Annotated in this window: 33 protein-coding genes and 2 pseudogenes; 1 reads left to right on the plus strand and 34 read right to left on the minus strand. The window is 42.3% G+C overall.

Annotated features, from left to right (window positions below; genetic code table 11):
* From ASD24_RS18880 to ASD24_RS19040, 33 genes and pseudogenes are all read right to left on the minus strand, one after another.
* A complete protein-coding gene (locus tag ASD24_RS18880) occupies positions 1–864 on the minus strand; it encodes a GNAT family N-acetyltransferase (protein WP_056698901.1) in 864 nt (287 codons plus the stop codon).
* A gap of 107 nt (positions 865–971) precedes the next feature.
* Entirely contained in the window at positions 972–1,685 is a 714-nt protein-coding gene (locus tag ASD24_RS18885; protein ID WP_327205249.1) for an inositol monophosphatase family protein, read from the minus strand.
* Positions 1,686–1,769: 84 nt separating this feature from the next.
* On the minus strand, positions 1,770–2,771 hold the full coding sequence (locus ASD24_RS18890; RefSeq protein ID WP_056698903.1) for a phosphotransferase enzyme family protein: 1,002 nt from the start codon (positions 2,769–2,771) through the stop codon (positions 1,770–1,772).
* Positions 2,755–3,231: pseudogene (locus tag ASD24_RS18895) on the minus strand (GNAT family N-acetyltransferase); the annotation flags it as partial. The gene ASD24_RS18890 and the pseudogene ASD24_RS18895, both read right to left, overlap by 17 nt.
* Before the next feature lie 23 nt (positions 3,232–3,254).
* On the minus strand, positions 3,255–3,818 hold the full coding sequence (locus ASD24_RS18900) for a GNAT family N-acetyltransferase (RefSeq protein WP_056698908.1): 564 nt from the start codon (positions 3,816–3,818) through the stop codon (positions 3,255–3,257).
* A 23-nt stretch (positions 3,819–3,841) separates the two neighbouring features.
* On the minus strand, positions 3,842–4,027 hold the full coding sequence (locus ASD24_RS18905; RefSeq protein ID WP_056698912.1) for a hypothetical protein: 186 nt from the start codon (positions 4,025–4,027) through the stop codon (positions 3,842–3,844).
* Positions 4,028–4,111: 84 nt separating this feature from the next.
* Positions 4,112–4,633, minus strand: a complete 522-nt coding sequence (locus ASD24_RS18910; RefSeq protein WP_056698915.1) for a hypothetical protein — start codon at positions 4,631–4,633, stop codon at positions 4,112–4,114.
* A 334-nt stretch (positions 4,634–4,967) separates the two neighbouring features.
* Positions 4,968–5,285: a hypothetical protein gene (locus ASD24_RS18915; protein WP_056698917.1), complete on the minus strand. Its 318-nt coding sequence runs from the start codon at positions 5,283–5,285 to the stop codon at positions 4,968–4,970.
* A gap of 9 nt (positions 5,286–5,294) precedes the next feature.
* Positions 5,295–5,699 carry a hypothetical protein gene (locus ASD24_RS18920; RefSeq protein WP_056698919.1) on the minus strand — a complete coding sequence of 135 codons (405 nt, stop codon included), beginning with the start codon at positions 5,697–5,699 and terminating at the stop codon, positions 5,295–5,297.
* Between the two features lie 15 nt (positions 5,700–5,714).
* A complete protein-coding gene (locus ASD24_RS18925; RefSeq protein ID WP_056698922.1) occupies positions 5,715–6,125 on the minus strand; it encodes a hypothetical protein in 411 nt (136 codons plus the stop codon).
* Positions 6,122–6,568, minus strand: a complete 447-nt coding sequence (locus tag ASD24_RS18930; protein ID WP_056698924.1) for a LytTR family DNA-binding domain-containing protein — start codon at positions 6,566–6,568, stop codon at positions 6,122–6,124. Before ASD24_RS18930 ends, ASD24_RS18925 begins: the two co-directional genes overlap by 4 nt.
* Positions 6,569–6,711: 143 nt before the next feature.
* A complete protein-coding gene (locus tag ASD24_RS18935; RefSeq protein ID WP_056698928.1) occupies positions 6,712–7,113 on the minus strand; it encodes a hypothetical protein in 402 nt (133 codons plus the stop codon).
* Between the two features lie 54 nt (positions 7,114–7,167).
* A complete protein-coding gene (locus tag ASD24_RS18940) occupies positions 7,168–7,617 on the minus strand; it encodes a hypothetical protein (RefSeq protein WP_056698931.1) in 450 nt (149 codons plus the stop codon).
* An 11-nt stretch (positions 7,618–7,628) separates the two neighbouring features.
* Positions 7,629–8,114 (minus strand): GNAT family N-acetyltransferase, encoded by a 486-nt coding sequence (locus ASD24_RS18945; protein ID WP_056698934.1) that lies wholly within the window; start codon positions 8,112–8,114, stop codon positions 7,629–7,631.
* Between the two features lie 198 nt (positions 8,115–8,312).
* Positions 8,313–8,930 carry a zinc dependent phospholipase C family protein gene (locus ASD24_RS18950; RefSeq protein ID WP_056698938.1) on the minus strand — a complete coding sequence of 206 codons (618 nt, stop codon included), beginning with the start codon at positions 8,928–8,930 and terminating at the stop codon, positions 8,313–8,315.
* A gap of 23 nt (positions 8,931–8,953) precedes the next feature.
* Complete coding sequence (locus tag ASD24_RS18955; protein ID WP_235540673.1) at positions 8,954–9,583, minus strand: class I SAM-dependent methyltransferase; 630 nt, start codon at positions 9,581–9,583, stop codon at positions 8,954–8,956.
* Positions 9,583–10,125, minus strand: coding sequence for a hypothetical protein (locus ASD24_RS18960; RefSeq protein WP_056698941.1), 543 nt, complete (start codon positions 10,123–10,125; stop codon positions 9,583–9,585). The genes ASD24_RS18955 and ASD24_RS18960 overlap by 1 nt, the downstream gene beginning before the upstream one ends.
* 41 nt (positions 10,126–10,166) lie before the next feature.
* Positions 10,167–10,370, minus strand: a complete 204-nt coding sequence (locus ASD24_RS31075; RefSeq protein WP_156395489.1) for a hypothetical protein — start codon at positions 10,368–10,370, stop codon at positions 10,167–10,169.
* Positions 10,371–10,547: 177 nt separating this feature from the next.
* Positions 10,548–11,225 carry an ABC transporter ATP-binding protein gene (locus ASD24_RS18970; RefSeq protein WP_056698947.1) on the minus strand — a complete coding sequence of 226 codons (678 nt, stop codon included), beginning with the start codon at positions 11,223–11,225 and terminating at the stop codon, positions 10,548–10,550.
* The gene (locus tag ASD24_RS18975; protein ID WP_056698951.1) at positions 11,222–12,349 is read right to left on the minus strand and encodes an ABC transporter permease; all 1,128 of its coding nucleotides are present in this window, start codon (positions 12,347–12,349) and stop codon (positions 11,222–11,224) included. The genes ASD24_RS18970 and ASD24_RS18975 overlap by 4 nt, the downstream gene beginning before the upstream one ends.
* 66 nt (positions 12,350–12,415) lie before the next feature.
* A complete protein-coding gene (locus ASD24_RS18980; RefSeq protein ID WP_235540675.1) occupies positions 12,416–13,771 on the minus strand; it encodes a sensor histidine kinase in 1,356 nt (451 codons plus the stop codon).
* A 20-nt stretch (positions 13,772–13,791) separates the two neighbouring features.
* A complete protein-coding gene (locus ASD24_RS18985; RefSeq protein ID WP_056698954.1) occupies positions 13,792–14,469 on the minus strand; it encodes a response regulator transcription factor in 678 nt (225 codons plus the stop codon).
* Between the two features lie 45 nt (positions 14,470–14,514).
* A complete protein-coding gene (locus tag ASD24_RS18990; RefSeq protein ID WP_056698956.1) occupies positions 14,515–14,928 on the minus strand; it encodes a hypothetical protein in 414 nt (137 codons plus the stop codon).
* 114 nt (positions 14,929–15,042) lie between these two features.
* Positions 15,043–15,531, minus strand: a complete 489-nt coding sequence (locus ASD24_RS18995) for a cysteine hydrolase family protein (RefSeq protein ID WP_056698958.1) — start codon at positions 15,529–15,531, stop codon at positions 15,043–15,045.
* Between the two features lie 36 nt (positions 15,532–15,567).
* A complete protein-coding gene (locus ASD24_RS19000; protein ID WP_056698961.1) occupies positions 15,568–16,275 on the minus strand; it encodes an AAA family ATPase in 708 nt (235 codons plus the stop codon).
* Between the two features lie 144 nt (positions 16,276–16,419).
* Positions 16,420–17,436, minus strand: a complete 1,017-nt coding sequence (locus tag ASD24_RS19005; RefSeq protein ID WP_056698964.1) for a bifunctional glycosyltransferase family 2/GtrA family protein — start codon at positions 17,434–17,436, stop codon at positions 16,420–16,422.
* Entirely contained in the window at positions 17,433–18,473 is a 1,041-nt protein-coding gene (locus ASD24_RS19010) for a phosphodiester glycosidase family protein (RefSeq protein WP_082560463.1), read from the minus strand. Before ASD24_RS19010 ends, ASD24_RS19005 begins: the two co-directional genes overlap by 4 nt.
* Before the next feature lie 232 nt (positions 18,474–18,705).
* Complete coding sequence (locus ASD24_RS19015; RefSeq protein ID WP_056698965.1) at positions 18,706–19,671, minus strand: radical SAM protein; 966 nt, start codon at positions 19,669–19,671, stop codon at positions 18,706–18,708.
* A 481-nt stretch (positions 19,672–20,152) separates the two neighbouring features.
* Positions 20,153–20,659 (minus strand): DUF2569 domain-containing protein, encoded by a 507-nt coding sequence (locus ASD24_RS19020; protein ID WP_056698967.1) that lies wholly within the window; start codon positions 20,657–20,659, stop codon positions 20,153–20,155.
* Between the two features lie 122 nt (positions 20,660–20,781).
* Positions 20,782–21,063, minus strand: coding sequence for a hypothetical protein (locus ASD24_RS19025; RefSeq protein ID WP_186323496.1), 282 nt, complete (start codon positions 21,061–21,063; stop codon positions 20,782–20,784).
* 1 nt (position 21,064) lies between these two features.
* A complete protein-coding gene (locus ASD24_RS19030; protein WP_056698970.1) occupies positions 21,065–21,643 on the minus strand; it encodes a GNAT family N-acetyltransferase in 579 nt (192 codons plus the stop codon).
* A 36-nt stretch (positions 21,644–21,679) separates the two neighbouring features.
* Entirely contained in the window at positions 21,680–21,973 is a 294-nt protein-coding gene (locus ASD24_RS19035) for an RNA polymerase alpha subunit C-terminal domain-containing protein (RefSeq protein WP_442952597.1), read from the minus strand.
* 77 nt (positions 21,974–22,050) lie between these two features.
* Positions 22,051–22,770, minus strand: coding sequence for an isoprenyl transferase (locus tag ASD24_RS19040; RefSeq protein ID WP_056698976.1), 720 nt, complete (start codon positions 22,768–22,770; stop codon positions 22,051–22,053).
* Between the two features lie 86 nt (positions 22,771–22,856).
* Between ASD24_RS19040 and ASD24_RS19045 the strand changes: the two are divergent.
* Positions 22,857–23,260 (plus strand): annotated as a pseudogene (locus tag ASD24_RS19045) (STAS/SEC14 domain-containing protein).
* Positions 23,261–23,382: 122 nt separating this feature from the next.
* On the opposite strand, the gene ASD24_RS19050 reads toward ASD24_RS19045, so the two are convergent.
* Entirely contained in the window at positions 23,383–23,760 is a 378-nt protein-coding gene (locus ASD24_RS19050; protein ID WP_200956173.1) for a VOC family protein, read from the minus strand.
* Positions 23,761–23,766 lie beyond the last annotated feature (6 nt).

Genomic DNA, 23,766 nt, shown 5'->3' on the forward strand with positions numbered 1-23,766 from the left:
TTATGACGATAATGGATACCAATACACGCTGTAATCAAAATCGAAAACCATTCCTACACGTTCAGCCAATCGGACAGAACCTGTATTATCCGGACTACAATCCCAATACGGCTGAAGACCCTCACGCCTGCATTCTTCTACAAAAGCTTTTGCTACAACAGCAGCATAGCCCCTATTCCTATATGCTTCCACAGTTTCTATATCTATAGCATGAGTCTGTCCTGCAACAAATCCTGAGAGACAAATACTCATAATCTCATTGTTCCGTTCATGAACTAACATATAACCGAAACCATGCTGCAAAAAGTCATCTGCTGTATCCCAAAAGTGAGTGATCTTATCCGCCACAAAGGATGAATTGCCGAACTTGCGATTATGTATAAGTGCAGAATCTACTCTCACAAGTTGGACAGCATTCCGCTCTAGATGTTGAACATCAGCATCGGTCTCTTCATTTCCTGCCACACGTTCTGTTCCCCGTGGTGAATGGAATCCATATACATGCTGATTATCACTGGAGAGTTCTCGCTTGTCTGCCATGTTACGCAGAACTTCTTCCCAGCGCTCATCCTGTACGCCAATTTCCACGGAATCGAGTGTTAACTCTGCTATTTCAGGTTCAATATGTGTTGTCATAAATGCAGGCAATTCCTTCATAAAAGGTTCGCTCTGCGGATCCCCGATTAACTGAAAGCCGCTTTGCCCCTGAATCCAAACGAGAGCAGCCGTGATATTCGAAATATCATCAACATAAATGCGGCCCGGATTATAGCCGGACACTACAGCCCGTACCTCAAGTGTGCTACAAGTGTTGATAATATGCTGCACCTTATCGAAATCCTGCCGTTGAAGTTCCGTAATCATCTCTATATCTCCAACCCTTCCTTCACGATGTTGAGCAAATAGGTTTGGTGATTCGGATGGCATGCAATGAGATAGGGCTCAGGATGGCTTTTCTCAAAAAACTCACCTTAAAAATCCATAACGATCGCCCCTGCTTCTTGAGCCATAAGTAAGCCGGAATAGAGATCGTCCCCTTCCGAATTGTAGAGGATGATGCCATCGATATCCCCTTTGGCGAGCATACACCACTGTAGTGTCGGTGCCCACAGTCTCATCATCCGTTTGAACCGAACATCCAAATGTTGCCGTAAGTTAACCGATTTCTTTTCATTCTGAACTTGATGACCTTGAATCCAGCCGATTGTACCTCTATGAATATCTTCTTTCTTGCTTACGGCAAGCTTGACCTGATTACAATATGCTCCTTTTCCTTTCGAAGCCACATACAAACGATCCACCAAAGGCTCATAAATCACTCCAAGGACTGGCTCTGCGCGATACATTAACGTGATGGAGATAGAGAACACAGGTAACCCTATAGCAAAATTATTGGTTCCATCTAGCGGGTCGATCAGCCACAACCATTCATTGCTCTGACCATTATGACCTCGCTCTTCACTGTGAATCGCATGATTTGGAAAAGCTTCGGTGATCTCTTCCCATATGATGCGTTCGCTTTCGTAGTCTACTGACGTAACGACATCACCATGGCTTCCCTTTTGAACCACACAGGTTAATTGGTCAAACGAATTTCTAACAACCTGTCCTGCCGTCCGAATCACTTTCTCTGCCAATATTTGAGCTAGATATAAGGTCTGTTCGATGTTCTCACTCCGTTCCAAGGTTGGAATCACAGGATACAAAATATATAGAATCAACTATTGCTGTTATACAGCGTTTTTAATCCGATCAACCGGTCACAGCTCTTAGTTAACTAAATGTTCATACAACAAAGTTTGTAATTGATATTCATTTTGATGTAACCATTGTATATTTCTCTCATATTGTTGGAGGATAAAAATGAAGTTGTGTTCAACTGTAATACCCGCATAGTGCTGACCAATATAAAAATGTAAAACTGACATATAATATATCTGTGTTAGCAGCATCAGATGTTCGATCTCTTGAGAAGAATGTTTGCGTTCAGACGAATAGCCTGTTAAAAATGATTCTATCATCTCAAATGAGCCTTCCGATTCATGAATTAGATGATTGAGGCTAATCGTGCATTCCATAAACGCAACATCCCAAGAGACAAAATCAAAGTCCAACACCCCAGTTACTTTATTGTTCTGAGCCAGCAAATTATAGATTAATAGATCATGATGAACGAACTGATGCGGCAATTCTTCTAAAGTCTGCCCCGAACCCTCAATAGCTTCAATCATATCGCGATAAAACGTAAGTAATTTCCTCGATATTGGGAAAGGGGGATTCTCTAAAAATGACCTAATCGATTGACTAGTAGCTAACGGATGAATGTCATACATTTTTGTAAATGATGTCCCTCTGTAAATATGGTTATCCACACTGAACTCACGAACTCGGCCAGAAAAACCACCCACAAGTCTCCCAAACTCTCTAGCCTGCTCTACATTAATTAATTGTGGTACATCTCCCTGAAGAAATGTCGTAACGGCTCCTAATGACCCTTCTTCCAACTCGATATACTTCTCATTAGTTAGTGTTCGACGAAATACAGGCACCTCAAACAGATCCACATGTTTATCAAGGGCGGTCGTTACTTCGGATTCAAGTTCAATGCCATCTATCGACTTTGTGTACTTATTATAGATCCGCAAAATATATTTTTGTCCATGAATCTCCATGATCTTTGTCGTATTTGTCTGACCAAAAGGAACATCCGTTATGTTATATTCCCCATGATTGAAGTATGCACGAATTAAGGCATTAAATGGTGTATTCATAGATCCGTGTCTCTTCATCATCTAGCAAATATCCTTTGCCGATATGAGTCCAGTTATTTTTCTCATAGTAGTCGGTTAGATCTGTGCAGAGGTAAAGCTTGTCGTAACCTTTATCCTGCACTTCACGAATAGCATGCTTCTGTAGTTGTTCGCCAAGCTTTTTCCCTCGGTATTCAGGCTCTACATAGAGACAGGCAAACCAAGGAAACAGATCCTGCCTACTGTTCAGATCACTACGTAATAATGCGTAACCTCCAATGATTCGATCCCCATCCAACATTACATAAAATCGAGGTACATCACTCTCCGTCTCAACCGAACGCTCTATACAATCTCGGTAGAAGTGATAGCTCGTTTCAGTTCCCCACTGTTTCCAGAAATACTGCACAGCCTCTTGTACCCGTTCCGGCTTCTGTCTAATATCAATGATTTCAAACATCTCACAGCACTCCTCACTTTTCCTTTTACATTTCCTTCATATTGTCAGACTCCTTCTCCTTCTACACCTGCGTCTGCAAAAAATTCACTCTTGAGCACCGAGAAGAAATACTGATCCACATACTGATCATTACAAAATAATTCATCTCTAAAGATACCTTCCCGCTTCATACCCACCTTCTCCATTAGAAGAGCTGACCGTGTATTTTGTGCATTACACATGCCAACCACTTTGTGAGCCTGTACTTCGGCAAAAGCAAATTGAAGCAACAACCGGGTAGCTTCGCTCGCATACCCTCGGCCAGTATAATCCGGCAGCATGCCGAACCCTAATTCCCAGCTCTTACGAAAGTCAACATAGCTCCACATCTGCACAAGCCCAATCGGCGTGTTCTCAGAGTCATCTACACGTCTAATAATAAAATCGTAAGCATATCGCTCTGCACTTGTAGGCAGTTGTTCTCGATATTTCTCCCTTACCTTCTCTTCATCTGATTCTACACTCTCTTCGTACACCCAGATGCTTGGGTCACACTCCAATCTACACAGAAAATCAAGATCTTCCTCCGTTACTTGCGTAATCCGCACATGCTTACCTATGTATTCCATAACGCAACCTCCATCGCATTTAACTATCTAGCTGACATGCCTTCAGCAAATCCATCGATAAATCCGAAGATAAACGCAGTCCCCATAGTGATCAGCAGTAGTGTAAGACTTGCAACGCCCCAACCTAGCAAGACTTTGCTTTTTCTTCGTTTCCCAACAATGAGCAATAATGCAGTTACTACGATGACACTTAGTGCATAAACTGACATAATCGAACCTCCAAAATGTTAATCTAATACATATGTACAAGTTACATATCCCTATTAGCGGAACATGCAACTGGCTTGCTACACTTAATCAATCCCAGCAAACTTCCAACGAGCAGAGTCTCCCTCGCCCTTGATTTTAGTGAACACATACATGCTCGGTGATTTCTTGCCACCAAATCTAATTTCTTCGAGAAAAACGAGCCCTTCGTACAATGTTCGTTGCTCTTTAATGGTAAGATCACTCGTGAACATAACGTTCTTTATCTTATAACTTGGTATGCTAGAAACGCCTGATTGTTCTTGGAACAATTGTAAATACTGCTGTTCATCCTCTTCCCATAAATAACGTATCCGGGCGTTGATTAGTTGTATAATTTCGAGTTCATCGCCTGAATAGTTCGCTTCATCCAGATATACAGGTTCTTCTCCTACCGGCTCAACAACTACCTCGCTTGATGATTCGTTCTCGGAAGTGATCTGCTCTGTTTCATTATTGGTCGCTCGCGTTGAGCTTGATTCTCGCACACGTTCACTTGTAGATTGATCTTGACAGGCAGTTAATACGAGAACAACGAGTACCAGTAAAAGCATACTTACCTTCCGCATCTCTGGATTCCCCCTTTTATAATATGGAAAAGGTAACTTACCCAATAGCACTTCCCCCAACTATGGAACACACGTTACGACCGGATCTAGGAGAAACTCTGCTATTTATCATTGCTACTGTTAAATTTTCTCTATAGTACATCATAACCCATAATGTGGAATTTGCGAATATCCATACGATCCTGCCATATATGGCTTAACAAAAATACGCCACGATGCATGATGTAAAATCATAGCACGGGCGTATGGTAGTCAACTCTCTTTTTCAGTTTCATAACTAAGAAATAATAAAATTTACTCACTCGTCATTGATCCATTTTATTACCAGGACAGATTAAGATCGATCAAATAGCATTTTCAGAATACCGAACGCCTTGATATTTATATCGTTGCCGTCAGCATCCGTATAACGATTGTCATAGAAGGTATAGATTCCAGCATGCTGGATATGACCCCCACGGTATTCAATCTTCTGATCCACACCATTCGTGGACATCACATACTCTCTACCCATCTCGGGAGAACTCGTATAATGAATACCGTGTTCCTCCGCCAACCACTGCTCATAATCTGCTTCATTGGGATTCGTAAACACTAGAATTAAAATGGCGAATAGAACAACAAGGATGATGTTTCTACCTTTTTTAGTCATGTAACCTCCTTATCTCGAAATACCATAATAACGCTTGTAATGGCTTACCCACTCCGCTTTGGAGAAATGCACAAAATCATATGGCTCACACTGCCGAAGATATTGTAATTCTGCTAATGCGAGCACATCCTCTTGTAGATCAAGGTAAGAGATCGTTTCCTCATAACCTGCACCACACAGGAGCTGCACATCAATGTAGCTGCCTGTATCTTGATTTTTGCGTTTAGCCTGCCAGATGAGCTGGGTATCCTCCACGTTCCCCATACAGAACAACATTACGCAAAGTGTTTTGAGATATTCATGGTCTTCGACATGCAGCTGATGAATCTCTTCTTCTAACTTTTGCCTGATCTGATCTCTATACTGCGGGTTCGGGTCTAAGCCATATAATGCAAGCAGTTCATCTTCACGCATTATTACTCTCCTTACCTACTTCAGTATTCGATTTAATTCTTCCACTTTTTTCTTGTTATCCATTTTAGCATAAAAATAAAAAGCAAGGATATGCAGCACAATGGATAGCAACCACATTCCAGGGAACCAAGGTGCGATCACATCAAACATGTCTGGCGAATATAACCAAACCATCGCCATCCCACCTAAAATATTCAACGTAGATGTAATGACAATATTCCATACCGGCTTGAGGGTAAAGTAGTTCCATAATGCATCATACATAACCCCGAATATTAGCGCTGCAATAACAGCAATTCCAGCAACATTCCATAGATAAGTCATACGAATGGAATGGTTTGGATCAAAAACCGTTAACAGAAGCGTCACCCATAACGAAGTCAATGTGAATACTTGAAAGAACGATTGGCGAAGTTGTTTTATCATACTAATTTCCCCCTGAATTGTTTGATGTAATACCGACTGACATAATAGCTGGAGCCGTCCACAAGCTCGACTTGAATTCTTGCCTGCTGGGTTGCCGCGAATGTTTGAATACAAGCTGTGTTAATGATCGTTTGATTATTAATTCTCACAAAATGCTGCTCACTTAGATCCTCTTCCACAAATTTCAAGCGTTTGGGGAGTAAGTAGTGCTCACCTGTGATCAGACGTACACTGCACAACCGATCTTCCGATTGGATGACGGCGATCGAACTGAGTGGAATCTGCATATTGCGGTTGTTTTTAGCGTTGATGACTACCATCTTTGTATCCATTTGTTGAATAGCTTCTCGGATCGAATCCCAGTGCTGTTGTTCCTCTGGATGTGTGACAATCTTAGCTGTACTTCGCTCAAGCAATGAACTGACCTCAAATATAAGCTTCACGTGAATGTCCCTCCTCTTACGACTTATCATACATGCCGAACTAAGCTATAACTACGATTCCGCGTTTTGTTGCAAGAACTTGTAGGTTTGTTGCACTTTGCTTCCTCTCTATACCAAAAAAGGCCACTCTACAGAGCAGCCTCTTAATTCTCATTCTCATCAAAAACATAACGACGATCCATAAAGTTCATGCTCTTAGCGATCTCATCAACCTTACTAGAAGACACGCCATCCTTAACTAACTTGCCAGAAGTATCGTATACGCGGACGTTAGTCCACATCAACTCCAGTGCTTTGGCACTCCGATCTGCACTCGCTCGATCCTCATATGACCAATGAACGCGAGGCCTAATGTGCTCGGGAATCCACTGGGATCTGAACTTCTTGAGTTTCTTGTATGAAATATACTTCTCAATGCGCTTGCCACCTTTGGCCATTCCGTAGACCTTAGGACTCTCAGCCATCCCATGACAATATAAAATAAACACCTTGGCACCTGTTCGGAGCTGGTTGTCTATAATCACGTTAGCAATGACAGCGTACATAATCTCCCCCTCATGTCATCTTCATTAGTATTCTAAAATCCAACGTTCACCTCGTTAGTTCTGAACATATCTCTCTATTTGTGTAAATCCACTTAGAGGAAAATCTCCGCTCCACCGCTTTTTATACTCATCAAGTCCTAAATCTTTCATTTTCTTTAGTTCTCTATACATCAATTTATATAACCGTACCATCGGAACTTCTTCTGACATTAAACGGCGTCCCTCTTGGACTGCTTCTGAGCTAAAGTTATCACTCATTTCATACACTTCAAATCGAACTCGGCTAGGCGATTGCTTCTTAATCCAGAATCGATATTCCCCTGGCTCTGTCTGGATCGTAATTTCCACATCATTTGCTCCCTTTCTCAGGACAATAAGTTTATCTACTAGATCACGAATGGCATCCGTAAGAAATGAAGCCGGAATCTCGATAGGTTGACCAGAAGTCGGTGTGATGAAGATATCCAGCCAACCATGGGGTTCTAGATTCATTACGATATCCATCTCCCTCACTCCTAACCCATTTTATAATGAAAAATAAACTGGAGAAGTTGCCCTTTCACCAGTCGTCTGCCTGTATCCACAAACCCTGCTTTGAGGTATAACTTCTGGGCAGCGACGTTCTCCTCATTTACAGCCAGTATGATCTCATTTATATCTGGAACAAGTTGCTGCACGAACGACGGCAATACTTGCATAGCTTCAAGGCCATACCCTCTTCCCTGATATTCGGTTGAGATCGATAGAGCCCTGATCAGAAGACTTCTCTCTCGATTAACATGTTCATCAGCATATTCAGAGTATCGATGCAAAATGAAAAAACCAACTGGCGTATCTTCATACAAAATAACGATGGGGTATTTATTTTCATTCTGAATCGCTTCCTCAATCACTTCCGCAGGCATTGCGGTAAATCGGAACTGTTCACCTGTGAGAGAAAAATTCGCTAATGCATCATCATACTGCTGATCATACCGTGTGAGACGGATTGAATTCTTCATATTACGTATCAGCGCTCCTTTATCTGACTTCTATGCGTTTAGTGAATTAACTGATAGATGAATGTGCCTATGTTTTTGCCTAGGGTATAGATTAGATTAATTGTGATAGCAGATAATATAACTGCTGATGCCCTTGGATACTTACGCATTAGATCAGTAATTTCCGTTATGTATTTCGTCATGTTATTATTCGTCCTCTCATTTCATAATTCCCGATTGCTGATATAGCTCCCTAATCTCATTGGCTGTATTCGTGATAAACTTATTCACTAGACTTAACGATATAACGCTTGGATCTTCTATTGGTTCATGTTCCGGTGTCTTGAAGAATTGCAATTTCTCCTCTCGATATTGGTAGACTTCATGCTGTCGAAGACCACCTAAGTCGAAGGCTCGACCTACTTTTAGCTTATCTAGCCATTCGTTGGCACCATCCTGCTGTAGAATAAGGAATTCCAGCTTCGTGACATCTTGGGTGTAGAACTTTCTACCTTCTGGAAGAGTCTCATATGGCGGATAGATATTGAATGTCCAGACCCGATCTGTGTAAATATGCGCAATGTACCCGCACAAGTAGTCCATAAATCGTTTATCCTGCATCGCTTGTTGTCTGTTCAGTTCAACATAATCCATCAGTTGCTCGTCAGTAACAAATACATGTTCTTCAATCATCAAGTGTGTTTTGGCTTTGTCAGCTCTAGTGATGTTGTTTCTAACATGAATCGAATCTGGCGCAATACTGCCTAATAGAAATTCAGGTGATGGATTCGCTACCAGACGAGATGCAACGGCAAAATGAACCATCGGCCAAGGCATAAGACCACTCCTCTGTTTATAAATTATACCATCTGCACAATGATATACCTCAAGCTGTATTTCTCGGTTTCCGTCTCACTATAGGGGATCTCTTCATCTAATAATCCCATTTCAATAACTCGCATCCCAGCAAAATGCTGAATTAAGTCCTGTTCTGTAAAGAAATGAGCTGCTTTTCCCTCTTTATACTCATATGTATTGTCCTCCAGCCTGCTTCCACGCCCATTGCGTTGATCCTGATCTGAGAAACATGTGAAATACATGATACCTTGATCACGTAATTGTTTCATACTATTGCGGATCAGTTTCATCCGATCTTCCATTAGAAACAGATGTAGCACATTGTAGCAGTAAATTGCATCCCATTGAGTTTCTAAATTTATCGGTTCTAGAATAGAACACTCAATCACTTGCGTCTTCGCATCCCAATCCTTCGACATTTCAATTGCTAACTTAGAGAACTCCAGACCCGTAACCGAAAAATGGGAAGATAAAAGTTTGGTATTGCGACCGTAGCCTGATCCGGGTACTAACAGCGTTTGAACATCATTGCTTGCAAATACGTCCATCGCATGATAAACCGTTTGGCTTGGCTCTTCCCCCCATACCATCTCTTTGCTCTCAAATCTTTTGTCCCAGTAAACTTGCATCATTAATCATCTTCTCCTTTCTTGGCGTTGCAGATCACACAACCCAAACAGGACAGATACACATCATGTTGTGCACACTTAGGATAACCTACAGGGATTGTCGGTTCGTATTCATCTTCTTCATCAAGCGCAGTCCATTCCATGTATTGCTGTTCATCGACATGACTCTGGTCAAGTGCTTGAATCATCGCGGAGAAATGATCAAGTGTCGCATGGCACCAATCTTCGCCAGGCTCGTAGTCTAGAATCTGCCACTGGGTTTTGTTTCTCGCCCCATCAATCATCCGCAACATAAACTGCTTCATAGGTTCAAGATCATGTTCTAACCAGGGCATTTCGTCCAGATCGAATCCCACGGTTCCACGTCCAATGATATTCTGATCTCGCTGTGCCAACCAGATGACAAACTGCTTCTCCCGGTCTGTCTCCGCGATATAAGAACCGCTAAGTACGAGAATCTCCATAAAAACAGAAGTCGCTGTATTGGTCATGCGCAAGGATTCAACCAAATGTGCTGCTGATCGAGGCATTGCTATTTCGTTCATGCTATCCCGTCCTCCTCGGGTCTATTTCAGTGTATGTAGGTTCATAATAAATTGCTGAATCTCCATTGCATACTTCTTCTTTTTAATAGGAAATCATAACATCCTGCACCCGGCCCTCCATGCAAATAGAGAAAAGCAGGTAGATGTTCCTCGCCCATGACTTCGACATATATCTTTTTCCCTTGATTCATAATATACGTAGTTATCTTAATCACCTGTTCACTTTTTTCTTCATCATAACCCATGAAATGGAAAATGCGAAGTAGTTCTATCTTCACCATATCCTATGAATGAAAAGTTTAGCATGTCTATATTACACAAAAATCCCTCTAATGCAGCAGTTGAACGTTGCTTCAAACTACCCACTTCAGAGAGAAAGAATTCTATTTCATTTAAAGTTAGAATGTAACCATAGACCATATTTATTTCGCGTTCAGTTTCCCATTCTCCAAATAGAGTACCCGATCACAGAGCGATAGGATGCGATCATCATGAGTTACCATGACAGCACTTTTGCGTTGCTCCTTCGCTTGCTTCGCAATCAAGCTAACGACATCATGCCCTCGATCTGCATCTAGACTAGCTGTTGGCTCATCGGCGAGTAGAACCGCCGGATCATTCATTAAGGCTCGCGCAATGGCAACACGCTGACGCTCCCCACCAGACAACTTGTCCGGATATGCGGTTCGCCTTGCTGACAAGCCCAACGTATCAAGTAATACGGCTACCCGCTTAGAAGCTTCACTCTTATCCACTCCCGCCAGCTTGGCGACCAGAATCAGTTGCTCCTCAACTTTCAAATAAGGAATTAAGTTAGCACTTTGAAAAATGAATCCAATATTCCGAAGTCGAATTTCTGCTATGTCTTTCGATTCTTTACCCGTAATTGACTTTCCATCTAACAATACCTGACCCTGCTGAGGTTCCAGAAGCGCACCTGCTATGGATAGAAACGTACTCTTACCCGAACCAGATGGCCCCATAATCGCGACCAATTCCCCTTCGGCAACCTCAAGATCTAATTCATTCAGTATTACTCGCTCAATTCCACCATCTTCAAAGGTTTGTCTAATTCCCTGCAGTACTATTCTATTTCTCATGCTGCTGTCCTCCCAATCGCATCCAATGCATCAATCTTGGCTACTTTCCATACCGAAAATAACGAACCTGCCAGTGACATAACGACAAAGGATATACACGTCAAGGCAAGCGTAGAGAAACCTAATTGGAATGGCATAGTAGCTGGTAAAATGGACTCAAAGACTTGAACCAAAAGCACGCTTATCAACAGACTACCGACAGATAAAACCAATACCTGTAGTGCCACGCTTTTAGCCAAATAAGCAGTACCTGTACCAATTGCTTTTAGAATGCCGAATTGGCTCGTTTTCTGAATCGTAATTACATAGAAAAACACCGCCAGAACAAAAGCAGAGATGACAAACAAAAAGGCAATCATCATCACTAGTGAACCCTGCTCTTCTTTGTAACCTGGAATAGCCGATATTGCTTCGGATTTTGTAATCACTTCTGTTCCGGGCAAAGCTTTCACTATGTTTTCAATTTGATCCGACGAAGTGTTCTTAAGCGCGATGGCATTGTAAACGGGGTTCTCTGCAGATTCAGCACCTTGAGGTGCGGCTGATTTTGTTTGTAGGTTAAGCCAATCCTGCTTATTCAAGAACACAACTGGTGAATGACTGAAGGACTCATTTTCTACGAATCCACTCACTGTCCATTGCATATCCGAAGCTTGATCCTCAATAATGCTACCAAGTTGAACCCCTGATTCAGACAACTTCCGGTCAACCATCACTTGTCCTGCCTGCTGCTCAGAAATAGAAGATCCTTCGCTGACGGTTGGAGACAACCAACCATTGGGATTCACCATGAACAAGGTTACATCAACCTTCTTCGTATTTCCTGCCGGAATGACGGTCGTCATTTTCACACCTAGTGGCTCTGCATTCCCCTCACCTACGGCAAGGCGAGCTTGCTCCAGTTTGTTCTGGTTCAGTTGAGACCTGGTGAATCGATGATTCGAATTCTGCTCCAACACAAAATGAGTTGCAGTCATATTCTTAACAGAGGCCGCATTATCATATGCCAACCCCTGTGCAAGACCAGTGACAAACAAAACCAGAAAAGCAACAAGCACCATAATGGTAGCAATTAAGGCATACCGCCCTTTAGCAAATCTCATTTCTCGAATAGCCAAATACATTCTGCTTCCCTCCCTCGTAATGACCTCAGTATAGGAAGTGAAAATGAACGGCAAATGAACAACATGTTACAGTTGAGGCAGCGTAATTATGAAACGGGTTCCCTCAGTTGTACTCTGTGCTTCAATCGTTCCTCCATGAATTCGAACAATCTTGTGGACAATTGCTAGTCCCAGACCTGTATGACCAGAAGCACGTTCACGCGCACGATCTACACGATAGAAACGATCGAACAAAAACGGTATATGTTCTGGAGCGATGCCATCGCCCGTATCTTTAATGATAATGATGCATTTTCTATCTACTTCTTCAGCACTGATTGCAATGCTCCTTCCCTTGGGAATGTGATTTACCGCATTGCCGATCAGATTCATCCAGACCTGCATAAGTAACACATCATTCCCCCGGATCAGGATCGAACCCGGCACAGACATCTTTATAAGCAATTCCTTTTCTTCAAGCTGCCATTGTAACACTTGAACCGCTTGGCGAATGTGATCCCTTAGGGAGAATGTACTTTGAGTCAACGTTTCTTGTCCTTGTTCCAGTGAAGAAAGTAATAACAGCTGTTTACTAAGCAAGGAAAGATGACGACTCTCCTCCTCAATAATAGATGCATAGTGCTTACGTTCCTCCAGCGAAAGATCACGCTCAGCAAGCACCTTGGCGAATCCTTGAATCGAAGTCAGTGGTGATTGAATTTCATGGGATACATTGGATACAAATTGCTGACGTCCCTGCTCGACTCGTTCCAGCTCACCACTCATCGTCATGAAATGCTCAGCTAATTGTCCAATCTCATCCCGCCTTTTGGTGGGTAATCTTAGGTTGTAGTTTCCTTGGACGATTCGTTTGGTTGCATCAGTTAAACTTTCAATTGGTTTTACCAAATACCTTGTACTAATTAAGAACAGAGCAATACTTATTCCTACCGTCAACAATCCAATCAAGGCAAAAAATATGCGTAACTCCCCAAATTGTAGAATGATATCTGGACGCATAAACAAGGCATATTGTTGGTTATCGACCTGAATTGGCACTCCCACAGTATTGCTTAATCGATTGTCGAAGAACCCTGTTATAAACGGTTCATTTGGAAACTGGGCAACACCATGATAAACATTACCAGCAAGCACCAACTTGATCGATGACTCGTCCAAATCCCTCTCCCGGAACTCACGACCATAAAATCGCTCATCTGCTCGACCATCTGTCATATAGATTTCATAACCAAGTGCTGCAGCATTATGCAAATAAGAATCCATGCCTTCCGGCTGCTGTTCTGCAAATCGCTTCATTTGTTGCGCAATGCCAACCAACTTTTCATCATTAAAGGGCTTTAATTTGACATGATAATAGATATTAGAGAACAGAAAACCCAGGATGCCACTAACTACAATAACTGCGATGGTAATTATAAACACCCGAAAGTATAACGATGACCTCAAGGAGTCTTCACCTCAATCTTATAACCGATCCCCCGTACTGTTTGAATAACAAAATCATCCACATATTCAGCGAAACGCTGACGAAGCCGCTTGATATGTACATCTACTGTTCGATCATCTCCCTCATAGTCCGCTCCCCATACGAGGCGAATTAATTCATCTCTGGAGAACAGTCGACCCGGAAATTGAGCAAGCTGAGAGAGCAATTCGAATTCCTTCATTGGCAAGAAGAGAATAGACTCGCCATCCGTAACCTCTACATTTTTTCGATCAATGACGATTCGATTCATTCGGATGATATCACTAGAAGTACGATTGTAGCGACGGAACAATGCCTTGACTCGAAAGACCATCTCTTCTGGTTCGAATGGTTTGGTCACATATTCATCTGTGCCTTGCAGATAACCCTGCTTTTTATCCAAGAGTTGGTCTCTTGCGGTGAGCATGATGATCGGAATGTCGTAATTTTGCCTAATGACATCGCATAGTTCGAGTCCATCCAACCGCGGCATCATAATATCAATGATGGCCAGATCAATGCTGTTTTCTCGTAACCTTTCAATGGCTTCTACACCATCCTCTGCCTCAATTACTTGATATCCTTCTTTTGTCATGACATACCTCAGAAGTGCCCGTATATGGGCATCATCATCAACTAAGAGCAAATGCTTCATAATTACGTTCTCAGACCCCTTATCTATCAAATTTACGCATACTTATTATTTCGAACATAGGATACCTCTTTGATGTAAGAAATCGATCCCCTGCGACTTATACCACTGAACAAATTCATTGGTCACATGTTCATGCCTTAAGATGCCCATATAGTCGGTGCCCGGCATTCTAGGCTGATAATCTGATTCAATGGTATAAAGGTTAAAATGAACTTCATCTTCATCCTCTGTAACTTCCGTCTGCTCCAATACCGCAATAACTTCATCTTCGGTTAGAAATTGAAATCCATCTCGTTCTACAATATAAAACGGATAGTTGAGATTATTTATGACGATCCGTTGCTGGAACTCTTTTAATTCATCTGGAATTGTATCTATATACTGTTCTGCTGTGGTCTCATTATCAAATATACCCGAGATCCAGCTTCGCATGCCCTTACTCGCCACAATAATAAACATGACGCTCCTCCTTGGCTACTCTAATATAAAATGCCCCTGTTTTATTGCATAGCACGTACCCTTGTTGCTACAAAAAAAGGAACCGACCAAGGTCGATTCCTATCAAGTCTACACTTATTTCACCAAATAATCGATCACAGGATAGGACACCACATTCCGATCCCGAAGCGCTGAAGTTATCGCATCTGGATGTGAACTTAGAATTCCATTCTGTAATAGAACCGGAGTATAGCCCCGTTCCCCTGCTCCATGATACGTAAATGTCACGCATTCTTCTGCCGCAAATCCAGAGATAATGACAAGCTCTACATTCTGACTGCTGAGCACTTGCTCCAGTTCCGTCTGCCAGAACGCATTCGAATTTAGTTTAGTGAGGGTTAGGTCGCCATGCTTCACATCGATCTCAGGAATACAGCGGTATTCCTCTGGTTTAGCCTCATCCATACCTTCTACATCCTGAATCTGAATCACCACATGATTCTGTGAACGAAGTGCATCAGCAACATGATTGATGTATTCACATGCGTGATCTATCTTTGATTTTTCCACCTGATTCCGTACAATATGCTCTTGCATATCGACAATCAACAAACCTATTTTCACTAAAGCTTCCTCCTTAACGTCCATATGTACTAATCACTAATCTCTAAGTAACTCCTTCAGCATCCGGTCTCGGTTCTCCAAGAAACTGCGGGTAATCTGAACATGCTCGGTATCCTCGTACTCCACTTCCTGAATGGAACCATGATCAAAGCTCAGTATGCTTGCTCCAGGGTAACCCAGAATAATCGGAGAATGCGTTGCAATAATGAACTGAGAGGTGTCCGAAAGGTCATGCAGAATACGCAGTAATGACAGCTGTCTCGCCGGGGATAATGCTGCCTCTGGCTCATCTAACAAATAGATTCCTTTGGAGTTGAACCGGTTCATGAACAAGCTTAAAAAGGACTCGCCGTGCGATTGTTTATGTAAGGATTGACCTCCATAGTGTTTAAGAGAACCAACCTCCTCGACATGTGAAGCAAATTGATAGAAGGATTCGGAGCGCATGAAGAAACCATTGGATATTTTGGGCAACCACGCCAGACGCAAGTAATGTCCTAATGAAGATTCGGATGCATGCGTATCATAATAATTGTTGCGCCCGCCTCCAGCCGTATTGAACCCGCATTGATAAGCGATGCCTTCAAGGAGCGTAGACTTACCAGAGCCATTTTCACCTACGAAAAAAGTAATATTGCGCTTGAACTCAAGCCGTTCCAAAGAAGCGACAGTTGGAATATCAAACGGATGCTGGTTCCTTTGGCTAACTTGATCGTGCAACAACTCTACACTTTTTAAATACATAGATAAGCTCCTTTATAAGAGGTTTACTTCTGGCTTATTACATCGTAACCTATATTGCAGTCGATAAGAAATGCTTTTGACCAAAAAAAACAAAAAAAGGCTAACCAGTACGTACTGGTTAACCTGATGTGATTGATGATGTGCTTAGGAATAAACAAATCGACGCTGCGCCCAATAACTGAATAGGAAGATTGACGCCTCAGTCAACAATTTTGCCGCAATGAGCGGAAGGATTAACGTTTCGTTATAGAAGTACAGCAGACCATAATTTAATAGTAGTACGAGAACGACAAGTGCAAAATATTTGGGGAACGATTGGCGAACCTTGGACGTTTGCCCACCTGTGAACACATACTTCCGGTTGACTGTATAGTTGAAGACTGAACTGCATAATCTCGCGGTAACCACGGCCAGAAATAGATGATGTGTGAAATATTGAATAATAAATAATAGGGCAAAATCGATGAGCGCGGATACCACCGAAGATGTGCTGAACTTTAGGATCGGTAGATAGATTCGCAAAGAATCCACCAATGGACGGAAATGAGACGAACGATTATGATCCAGGTACACCGTATCAATATACTCCTCCGTGATCACATATCCTTCTTGGTGCGCAGCCAGCAGCATGTTCATCTCATATTCGAATCGTTCCCCAGGAATCTGGAGTAACCAGCCCAGCATGGAATAAGGGAATCCACGTAGACCTGTCTGAGTATCATATACTTTGGTTCCTGTCGTAAGAGCAAAAACACTTCGGGTGACTGTATTCCCAAATCGACTGCGCAACGGAATTCTTCCACTGAACTGACGGCTGCCAAGTACGATGCCCGGTGTCCGTTGCTCCTGCAAAACATCGAATACACGTTTAATATCATGCGGGAGATGCTGTCCATCACTATCGGCACAGACGACATAACCTGTCGTATTGCTCTCCTGAATGTGTTGGAATCCCGACTTGAGTGCCTGCCCTTTCCCCAAATTAACGATATGTGTGAGCACGGTACATCCATACGCTTCGGCCGTTTCAAATATTCCTCGGTACGCTGGCCCGCTACCATCATCCACGATCACAATGGAGCCAAGACCAAATGTCTGTAATTGCAAAATGAGATTCAGTAAACGAACATCCGGTTCATATGCAGGAATTAATACGGTCATGACGCTTCACCCTCCTTAAGATACAGGATGTCACTGACGCCGCGTTCCTGATCTCTCCCCAGCGGATTATTGACCACTCGCCCCATAAAATACATTGTCGACGAGCCGCCACCATCCAAATTGTACGCTTCCGTTGCTCCTAAGTCTTTCATAACAGCAGCAAGTTCAGCCAGCGTCATGCCGCGACTCTCATCCTGGCGTCCATCCACCACGACGAACACATAGTGATTCGGAGCAATCATTCCAATAGCTGTACGAGGATTCGCATCCTGTATAGAGCGGTTACCGAAGTTAGTATCGATTTTCACACTACTAAAATCACTCACAATCTCACCATTCTGAATTAGAATAGGTCCAAAAGATAACGTATTGGTCACTCCTTCAGCTAGTAGCTCTGAGGAAGAAACTTCGGTCTCGTTATATGTCTTGATCGTACCGTCATTGAACAATGCGAGCGCATCCCGCGTTGGACTATCCCGGTATACTGTACCGTTACGGATAATAACGCCATCATCTCGGAAGCCGTAATAATCACCATTGATGGCAAAGATCGCGTTGTTCGCAGCAGCAATATCCGATGTGTTCTCAATAATATTCGTGCCAAAGCTGTTATCCGCCAGTGCCGTGCGCAGACTGCTTGCGTCAGCTACCGTCACATCCGCTACATAATAAGTAATCTGATCCGAACCTGTCCCGGTCTGAACCTTCTCAATGTTAATCTGCATATCGTCACTGGAGTAATTCCAATCATCTGATGTTGCATTCACATCACTGCTTTTCTGTGCGGTCTGTGTGGTCTGACTTGATGTGGAAGACGTAGTGCTTGTTGTATCGTCAGCAACGACCACTTCCACGTGCCTGATTAGATAACGGTCAGCTAAACTATAGAGTATGGAACCAATCGTTATGCTAATGACCAGCGTAAGGATTAGCCATTTACGCAGTCGGTTCGGGGGATTGTGTTCGTTCGAATTTGTTGGGTCATTTTCTCTTCTATATGAATCCTGCTTAGTTGGTTTCTCATAGATCTTCAACATGGAAGCTCACCTCTTCATCTAAGTTCTTACAGCCATCATAGGCTGAGTAGCTTAAATGAATCTGAATATAATTGTGCAAAAAAAGAAGATCATCTTTTCCCCAGTTTAGGAGTCCAGACAATCTTCTACTTGTATGATGACGAATGCATTTTATAATTTATAGCACGTCAGTGATGAGCGATAAGTGATAAGTGATAAGCAATAAGCAACATACTACTTGCGTTAGCTTCAATTATGCGTTTTGTTCATTGGGAAAAAGCGCATCGTATGCCGGACAAGGCAACTTTTCTAGAAAATCCGATAACGCACGGGGTTGGTTCGCATAGATATCTTTCAAGGATGTACCTTGATAAATATTACCGATAACCACCGGATGGCATAATTCACAGATGAGGATATCCCCGTTGCCATGTAAATGCAGCTGTTTGGTTCCGTCCACACAATTCGAGAAATAGACGCCCGGTTCCTCACGGAAACCTAATTGATCGGCGAAGCGATCCATGCACGTGAAATACAGCGTCGTATCGGGCTTCTTATGTGTAATCAGTTCCGTAACCGAGCGAACAAGGGATTCCTTCGGTGTAATCTGACTCCAATTGCTATGTGGCATCACAATGCTGTTCTGAATCTCGTGAATGCGAACCCCCATGTCGTAGACCTTCTCACTAATGGCTCGCATATTCGCTTGAGTGCCTTCAAATAGCAGGGTCTCCAGCACTGTCTCTAATCCTGCTTCGGTACACAGACGGATGTTCTGCTCCAGACGTCCATACATGCGTGGATGTACTCGGTAATAAGCAGCATACGCGTCTGGTTCCGTGTAGTTAAACGAAATATGAATATTGGATAATCCTGCATCACGCAAAGCATGTATTCGTTCTCCTGTCAGCAGGGTTGCATTTGTATTCAACTGTGTGTCAATGCCATGGGCTGCACAGTACGTCACAATATCCAGACAGTCCTGATATTTCAGGGTCACCTCTCCCCCAGACAAACGCACTCGTTTGAGCCGTGGAAGTTCACTGATAATCCGGATAACCTCCTGAGCACTAATACATTCTCCATCATCTCGATTATACGCACAGCAATAGTCACATTTGTAATTACAGTTGGATGTCACACCTACTTCCAATCCTTCTAGCTCATATACGCCGGGCGTTTCAAGTTCGAGTGATTTATACCTATTTTTAGCTGCCAATTCGGTGTACCTCCTGATTGCGTTAGTCCATGTTTTACAACTTGGAGATTATAAAGGATTACAGGAGATGTTCGATATGACATTATGTACGTTCTATGATTTGTATTGATCCATCCGATGAAATTGGGTGTCTCCATACACTATATTCCGCTTCGCTGGAAATCTGTTAACGACTCGGAGAGGCCTTATTAGATCGTATCACGACGAATGGAAATGGTAACGAATCTGAGAAACGTTATATGACGGATACCCCGGAATGGATCTAATTTTCGCGTCCATAAGGCGTATTAACGTGTCAACGATTCGTTTGCCTTTTCTGAATGCAATTTTTCCGCCAATAAGGTTGACTGAATTCGTTAGAGATCGTGCACGATCAAAGGCGTGACTTCAAATCCAACGCTCACTTAGGGCATCATCCACAGCCCATTCGCTCCTGATGTGTCACTTTCTCCTGGCTTGCCCCAATTATTATATCTCCCACTTACCGGATAAACGTGTTACGAACTCGTTCTGACTTAATAAAATAAGGAATCCATATTGCGCAGGTGATAACCAACCTCACAATTCCGGTTAAACCACTTCCATCTTCAAGCTCTCTCGCAATAGGTATCTGAAGCAACAACAGATAATCAATGATGCTCACAGCTAAACTAATACTATAAAATATGATCATCAGACGAGGAAATACAGATTTCTTTCGATAAAACATTACAAGCGTAACTATGCTAAATATGAAGAACAGCACATTATAGGTCACTTCAAAAATAATGATTGCCCCCCACCAAGGGTGGTAAAAGCTTGATTGATCTGACGTTAAGATCCCCCATGTCCCTGGATTCAAAGCTGTTAAGGAGTACTGAAATAATTGGACCAGAACCATAATCATTGTAAGATAAAGTCCAATCTGTACAAGAACTAGCCACCCACCAAGCCCAGATATACCTAGCGGGCGATAATCTACTTTTTGCTCTTCTATCTGTGGTTGCATTACACTAACACTTCCTATTCTATGTAGTTATTTTCTATGAGCACTCTTTCTGCTCTTCAATTATTCTAATACTGGTGTACTTTACTTAAAAGTTATACTCAGGGTAATTGTAATCATTACCTTTAATCATCTGAGGTGCCACCAATCATAAATTGCTTTATAGCTTCCTTTGTTTTAACATCACGGCTCTCATACTCTGCCCATAATAAATAAAATATCCCCCCTACTAATGCTATAATGCTTAAATTCCGAGGAGCTGTCCCAACATAATCCAACATAGAATGAAACAGATCGGAGTCCCACGATGAAACATTGGATGCAAAAATAGCAGCACTCAAATATCGGATACCATATAAAAATGCCGCTATCAATAATAATAAAGTTCCTGTTGTTCTACGACTCAAGTTAATCACCCCTCAGCGATCTGTAATCTTCAATGGTAATAGCGTACATGTTCAAGTCGTGGAGCTCTTGCTTCAACTTGGCATAATTACGCAGAACTCCTTCGAATTTCATACCCGTTTTCTCCATAACCTTCGCGGAACCTGTATTGTTGATCATACACATTGCCTGAATTCGAACAAGTCCAACTTCTGTGAAGCCAAATTCAATGATTCGGTTCACAACCTCGGTCATAATACCTTTATTCCAGTATTCATGTGAGAGAACATACCCAATTTCAGCCTTCATCGTATGGCTATCACAATTCAGATAATTACAGCTACCAATCAGCTTTCCAGTTGGCTTATACTCGATTCCCCAAGGTCCCAACTGATCAGCCTCATACCGACTTAAGACAAAATCAATAAAGGCCTTTGTATCCTCCTTGCTCTCATGCTTATCCCAAGTGGTATAGCGCGAGACATCCGGATGCGAACAGTAGCCGTACATATCATGCAGATCTGAATACGTAATGGGTCGTAAACGTGTGCGTTCCGTTTCTAGGATAGGAAATGGATCAAAGTAACTCGCAATCGTTTTCATGGATATCGCCCCTTATTAATTAGATTGATGTTGAGATTAATCCTTGAAACGCAGCCTCTCTTCCTCCAAGGACTTGCGAAGACTCGGCATTGAGGAAGGGCCGATACCATGCAGCTTCAAGATATCCTTCTCACGATGGTTTGCAAGCTCCTGTACTGTCGTTATCCCTTCATGCTCCAATGCCCGTCGGGCCGGTGCACTAAGAAGACTTAAAAATCCAGTTAGGGGTTTGCGTTTCTTCTCGCATACTGGACATGTAGGACAGTCGCTGCTTTTATAATATTGGTGACCTTGTTCACACGTTCGTAATGTTTTATTGGTTTCTGCCATCATGACTCACCCTTTCATTGGACTTTATAAATTACGAAGCTAAACGAATTGATGTGCAGCCCGTCATTCGCTGTATATCATTCTCTTGTTTTTCGTTCGATGTACTCCTGAATCGCACTGTTCAATAACTTTTGATTAAAATCGGGCCAATAGGTTGGCGTAAACCATAGCTCCGAAGTGGCTGACTGCCATAGTAGAAAGTTACTTAGACGGATCTCCCCACTCGTACGAATAATGAGTTCAGGTGAAGGTTGACCTTCGGTATACAAATACGATTCGAACAACTCTTCCGTTATCTCATCAGGATGAATGCCGGATGCCACAATTTGTTCCATGGCATGCATAATATCAGCCCTACCTCCATAATTCATCGCAAAATTCAGAATCATTCCATCATTGTTCTTGGTTCGTTCCACAGTTGATTGCATCATATCCGTTAACCCCGTCGAGAATTTACGAATGTCCCCCAAAAATTGGACTCGGATGTTATTTTCGTCAAATTCCTGCAACGTTGCTTCATCAAAAAATTGCTCTGGTAAACTCAGAATATAATCCACTTCATCCTTGGGGCGCTTCCAGTTCTCAGAGGAGAATGCATACAACGTGAGATATTTCAAATTCATCTTGCAACAGATCCGAATAATCTTCCGCATCGTTTTCATACCAGCGTAATGCCCGGCTGTTCGTGGTAATCCACGCTGTTTAGCCCATCGACCATTGCCATCCATCATGATCGCAATATGATTAGGAAAATGATCATTTTGAATTTCTTGACCTAGCTTCTTCTTCGTTATCATGTTAAATTCCCTCCATATCAAGCTCATCCATAAAAATCATACATTTAGCTCTCATTCGGATTGATTCCAGTCTCCTTATTCGTATAATGATATCTAAGGGAGATGATTCCAAATTAGCAAGCAAAATATCAGCACAACCATTTCAGGAGATTTAATCGTTACCCACCTAACTGGTAAGATTACAACAAATGATGTTAACGAATGGTTTGTAGGCTTTGAGCAAGCTTGTCAACAATTTATTTCCGAAGGCCGGACATTTAAATTGTTGGTCGATCGAAAAGGGTACATTCCAGATCATTTTTCTGTGCAAAAGGCTTGGAAAGATAAGTTCTTCAACAAACACCTTCTGCAGCACACTCAGGCTATAGCGTTTCTTCTTGAAGAAGGCGAGATCATGAACTATTTAGAACAATCGAATCAAACCGAATCCGTTAAATTCTTTGCTGATCAAGAACAAGCTTTGCATTGGTTGAAGAAATACTCCGTATAAATTTAGGAAGAACCAGTTGCTAACTATCAACTGGTTTTTATATGCCCTGATTGATAATATCCCTCTCTCAGAAACTCGTAAACTCGTATGTGCAATAGAAATCATCATTTTAGAGTTACTTCTTACTGCTTGTTACCTACCGCAATCCATCTTCGATCAATATCCTCAAACACAAATTCCTTATTGTTATAATCCGTGGTAGATAGCGGACGTACAATATTCACACCTAACTCTCTTAACGTGTTCTCCATCTGCTCTTGGGCATCTGTGATGAAATACGCATCGTACCCATAACCGTGCACTTCTCGATTAGGAACAATCGCTTCTTGGTTCGATTGAGTTAATACGATTTCAATCTGATCCATATATAGGCACACATGAGGTTCACTCGCATCTAGATAACGTACAACCCGGAAGCCGATACGTTCGTAAAACCCTGCTGTAGCAGCCATATTCACACTCGGAAACATCTGCAAACAATGTGTAAAGCCCTGTTTCACCATGAA

Source organism: Paenibacillus sp. Root52, assembly GCF_001426865.1.
Taxonomy (GTDB): Bacteria; Bacillota; Bacilli; order Paenibacillales; family Paenibacillaceae; genus Paenibacillus.

Excerpts from the sequence above, each read along its gene's own strand:
- ASD24_RS18880 (WP_056698901.1), bottom strand. The coding sequence starts at position 864 with ATGATTACGGAACTTCAACGGCAGGATTTCGATAAGGTGCAGCATATT.
- ASD24_RS18890 (WP_056698903.1), bottom strand. The coding sequence starts at position 2,771 with ATGAATACACCATTTAATGCCTTAATTCGTGCATACTTCAATCATGGG.
- ASD24_RS18900 (WP_056698908.1), bottom strand. The coding sequence starts at position 3,818 with ATGGAATACATAGGTAAGCATGTGCGGATTACGCAAGTAACGGAGGAA.
- ASD24_RS18905 (WP_056698912.1), bottom strand. The coding sequence starts at position 4,027 with ATGTCAGTTTATGCACTAAGTGTCATCGTAGTAACTGCATTATTGCTC.
- ASD24_RS18910 (WP_056698915.1), bottom strand. The coding sequence starts at position 4,633 with ATGCGGAAGGTAAGTATGCTTTTACTGGTACTCGTTGTTCTCGTATTA.
- ASD24_RS18915 (WP_056698917.1), bottom strand. The coding sequence starts at position 5,285 with ATGACTAAAAAAGGTAGAAACATCATCCTTGTTGTTCTATTCGCCATT.
- ASD24_RS18920 (WP_056698919.1), bottom strand. The coding sequence starts at position 5,699 with ATGCGTGAAGATGAACTGCTTGCATTATATGGCTTAGACCCGAACCCG.
- ASD24_RS18925 (WP_056698922.1), bottom strand. The coding sequence starts at position 6,125 with ATGATAAAACAACTTCGCCAATCGTTCTTTCAAGTATTCACATTGACT.
- ASD24_RS18935 (WP_056698928.1), bottom strand. The coding sequence starts at position 7,113 with ATGTACGCTGTCATTGCTAACGTGATTATAGACAACCAGCTCCGAACA.
- ASD24_RS18940 (WP_056698931.1), bottom strand. The coding sequence starts at position 7,617 with ATGGATATCGTAATGAATCTAGAACCCCATGGTTGGCTGGATATCTTC.
- ASD24_RS18945 (WP_056698934.1), bottom strand. The coding sequence starts at position 8,114 with ATGAAGAATTCAATCCGTCTCACACGGTATGATCAGCAGTATGATGAT.
- ASD24_RS18950 (WP_056698938.1), bottom strand. The coding sequence starts at position 8,930 with ATGCCTTGGCCGATGGTTCATTTTGCCGTTGCATCTCGTCTGGTAGCG.
- ASD24_RS18955 (WP_235540673.1), bottom strand. The coding sequence starts at position 9,583 with ATGATGCAAGTTTACTGGGACAAAAGATTTGAGAGCAAAGAGATGGTA.
- ASD24_RS18960 (WP_056698941.1), bottom strand. The coding sequence starts at position 10,125 with ATGAACGAAATAGCAATGCCTCGATCAGCAGCACATTTGGTTGAATCC.
- ASD24_RS31075 (WP_156395489.1), bottom strand. The coding sequence starts at position 10,370 with ATGGGTTATGATGAAGAAAAAAGTGAACAGGTGATTAAGATAACTACG.
- ASD24_RS18970 (WP_056698947.1), bottom strand. The coding sequence starts at position 11,225 with ATGAGAAATAGAATAGTACTGCAGGGAATTAGACAAACCTTTGAAGAT.
- ASD24_RS18975 (WP_056698951.1), bottom strand. The coding sequence starts at position 12,349 with ATGTATTTGGCTATTCGAGAAATGAGATTTGCTAAAGGGCGGTATGCC.
- ASD24_RS18985 (WP_056698954.1), bottom strand. The coding sequence starts at position 14,469 with ATGAAGCATTTGCTCTTAGTTGATGATGATGCCCATATACGGGCACTT.
- ASD24_RS18990 (WP_056698956.1), bottom strand. The coding sequence starts at position 14,928 with ATGTTTATTATTGTGGCGAGTAAGGGCATGCGAAGCTGGATCTCGGGT.
- ASD24_RS19000 (WP_056698961.1), bottom strand. The coding sequence starts at position 16,275 with ATGTATTTAAAAAGTGTAGAGTTGTTGCACGATCAAGTTAGCCAAAGG.
- ASD24_RS19005 (WP_056698964.1), bottom strand. The coding sequence starts at position 17,436 with ATGACCGTATTAATTCCTGCATATGAACCGGATGTTCGTTTACTGAAT.
- ASD24_RS19010 (WP_082560463.1), bottom strand. The coding sequence starts at position 18,473 with ATGTTGAAGATCTATGAGAAACCAACTAAGCAGGATTCATATAGAAGA.
- ASD24_RS19020 (WP_056698967.1), bottom strand. The coding sequence starts at position 20,659 with ATGCAACCACAGATAGAAGAGCAAAAAGTAGATTATCGCCCGCTAGGT.
- ASD24_RS19030 (WP_056698970.1), bottom strand. The coding sequence starts at position 21,643 with ATGAAAACGATTGCGAGTTACTTTGATCCATTTCCTATCCTAGAAACG.
- ASD24_RS19035 (WP_442952597.1), bottom strand. The coding sequence starts at position 21,973 with ATGGCAGAAACCAATAAAACATTACGAACGTGTGAACAAGGTCACCAA.
- ASD24_RS19040 (WP_056698976.1), bottom strand. The coding sequence starts at position 22,770 with ATGATAACGAAGAAGAAGCTAGGTCAAGAAATTCAAAATGATCATTTT.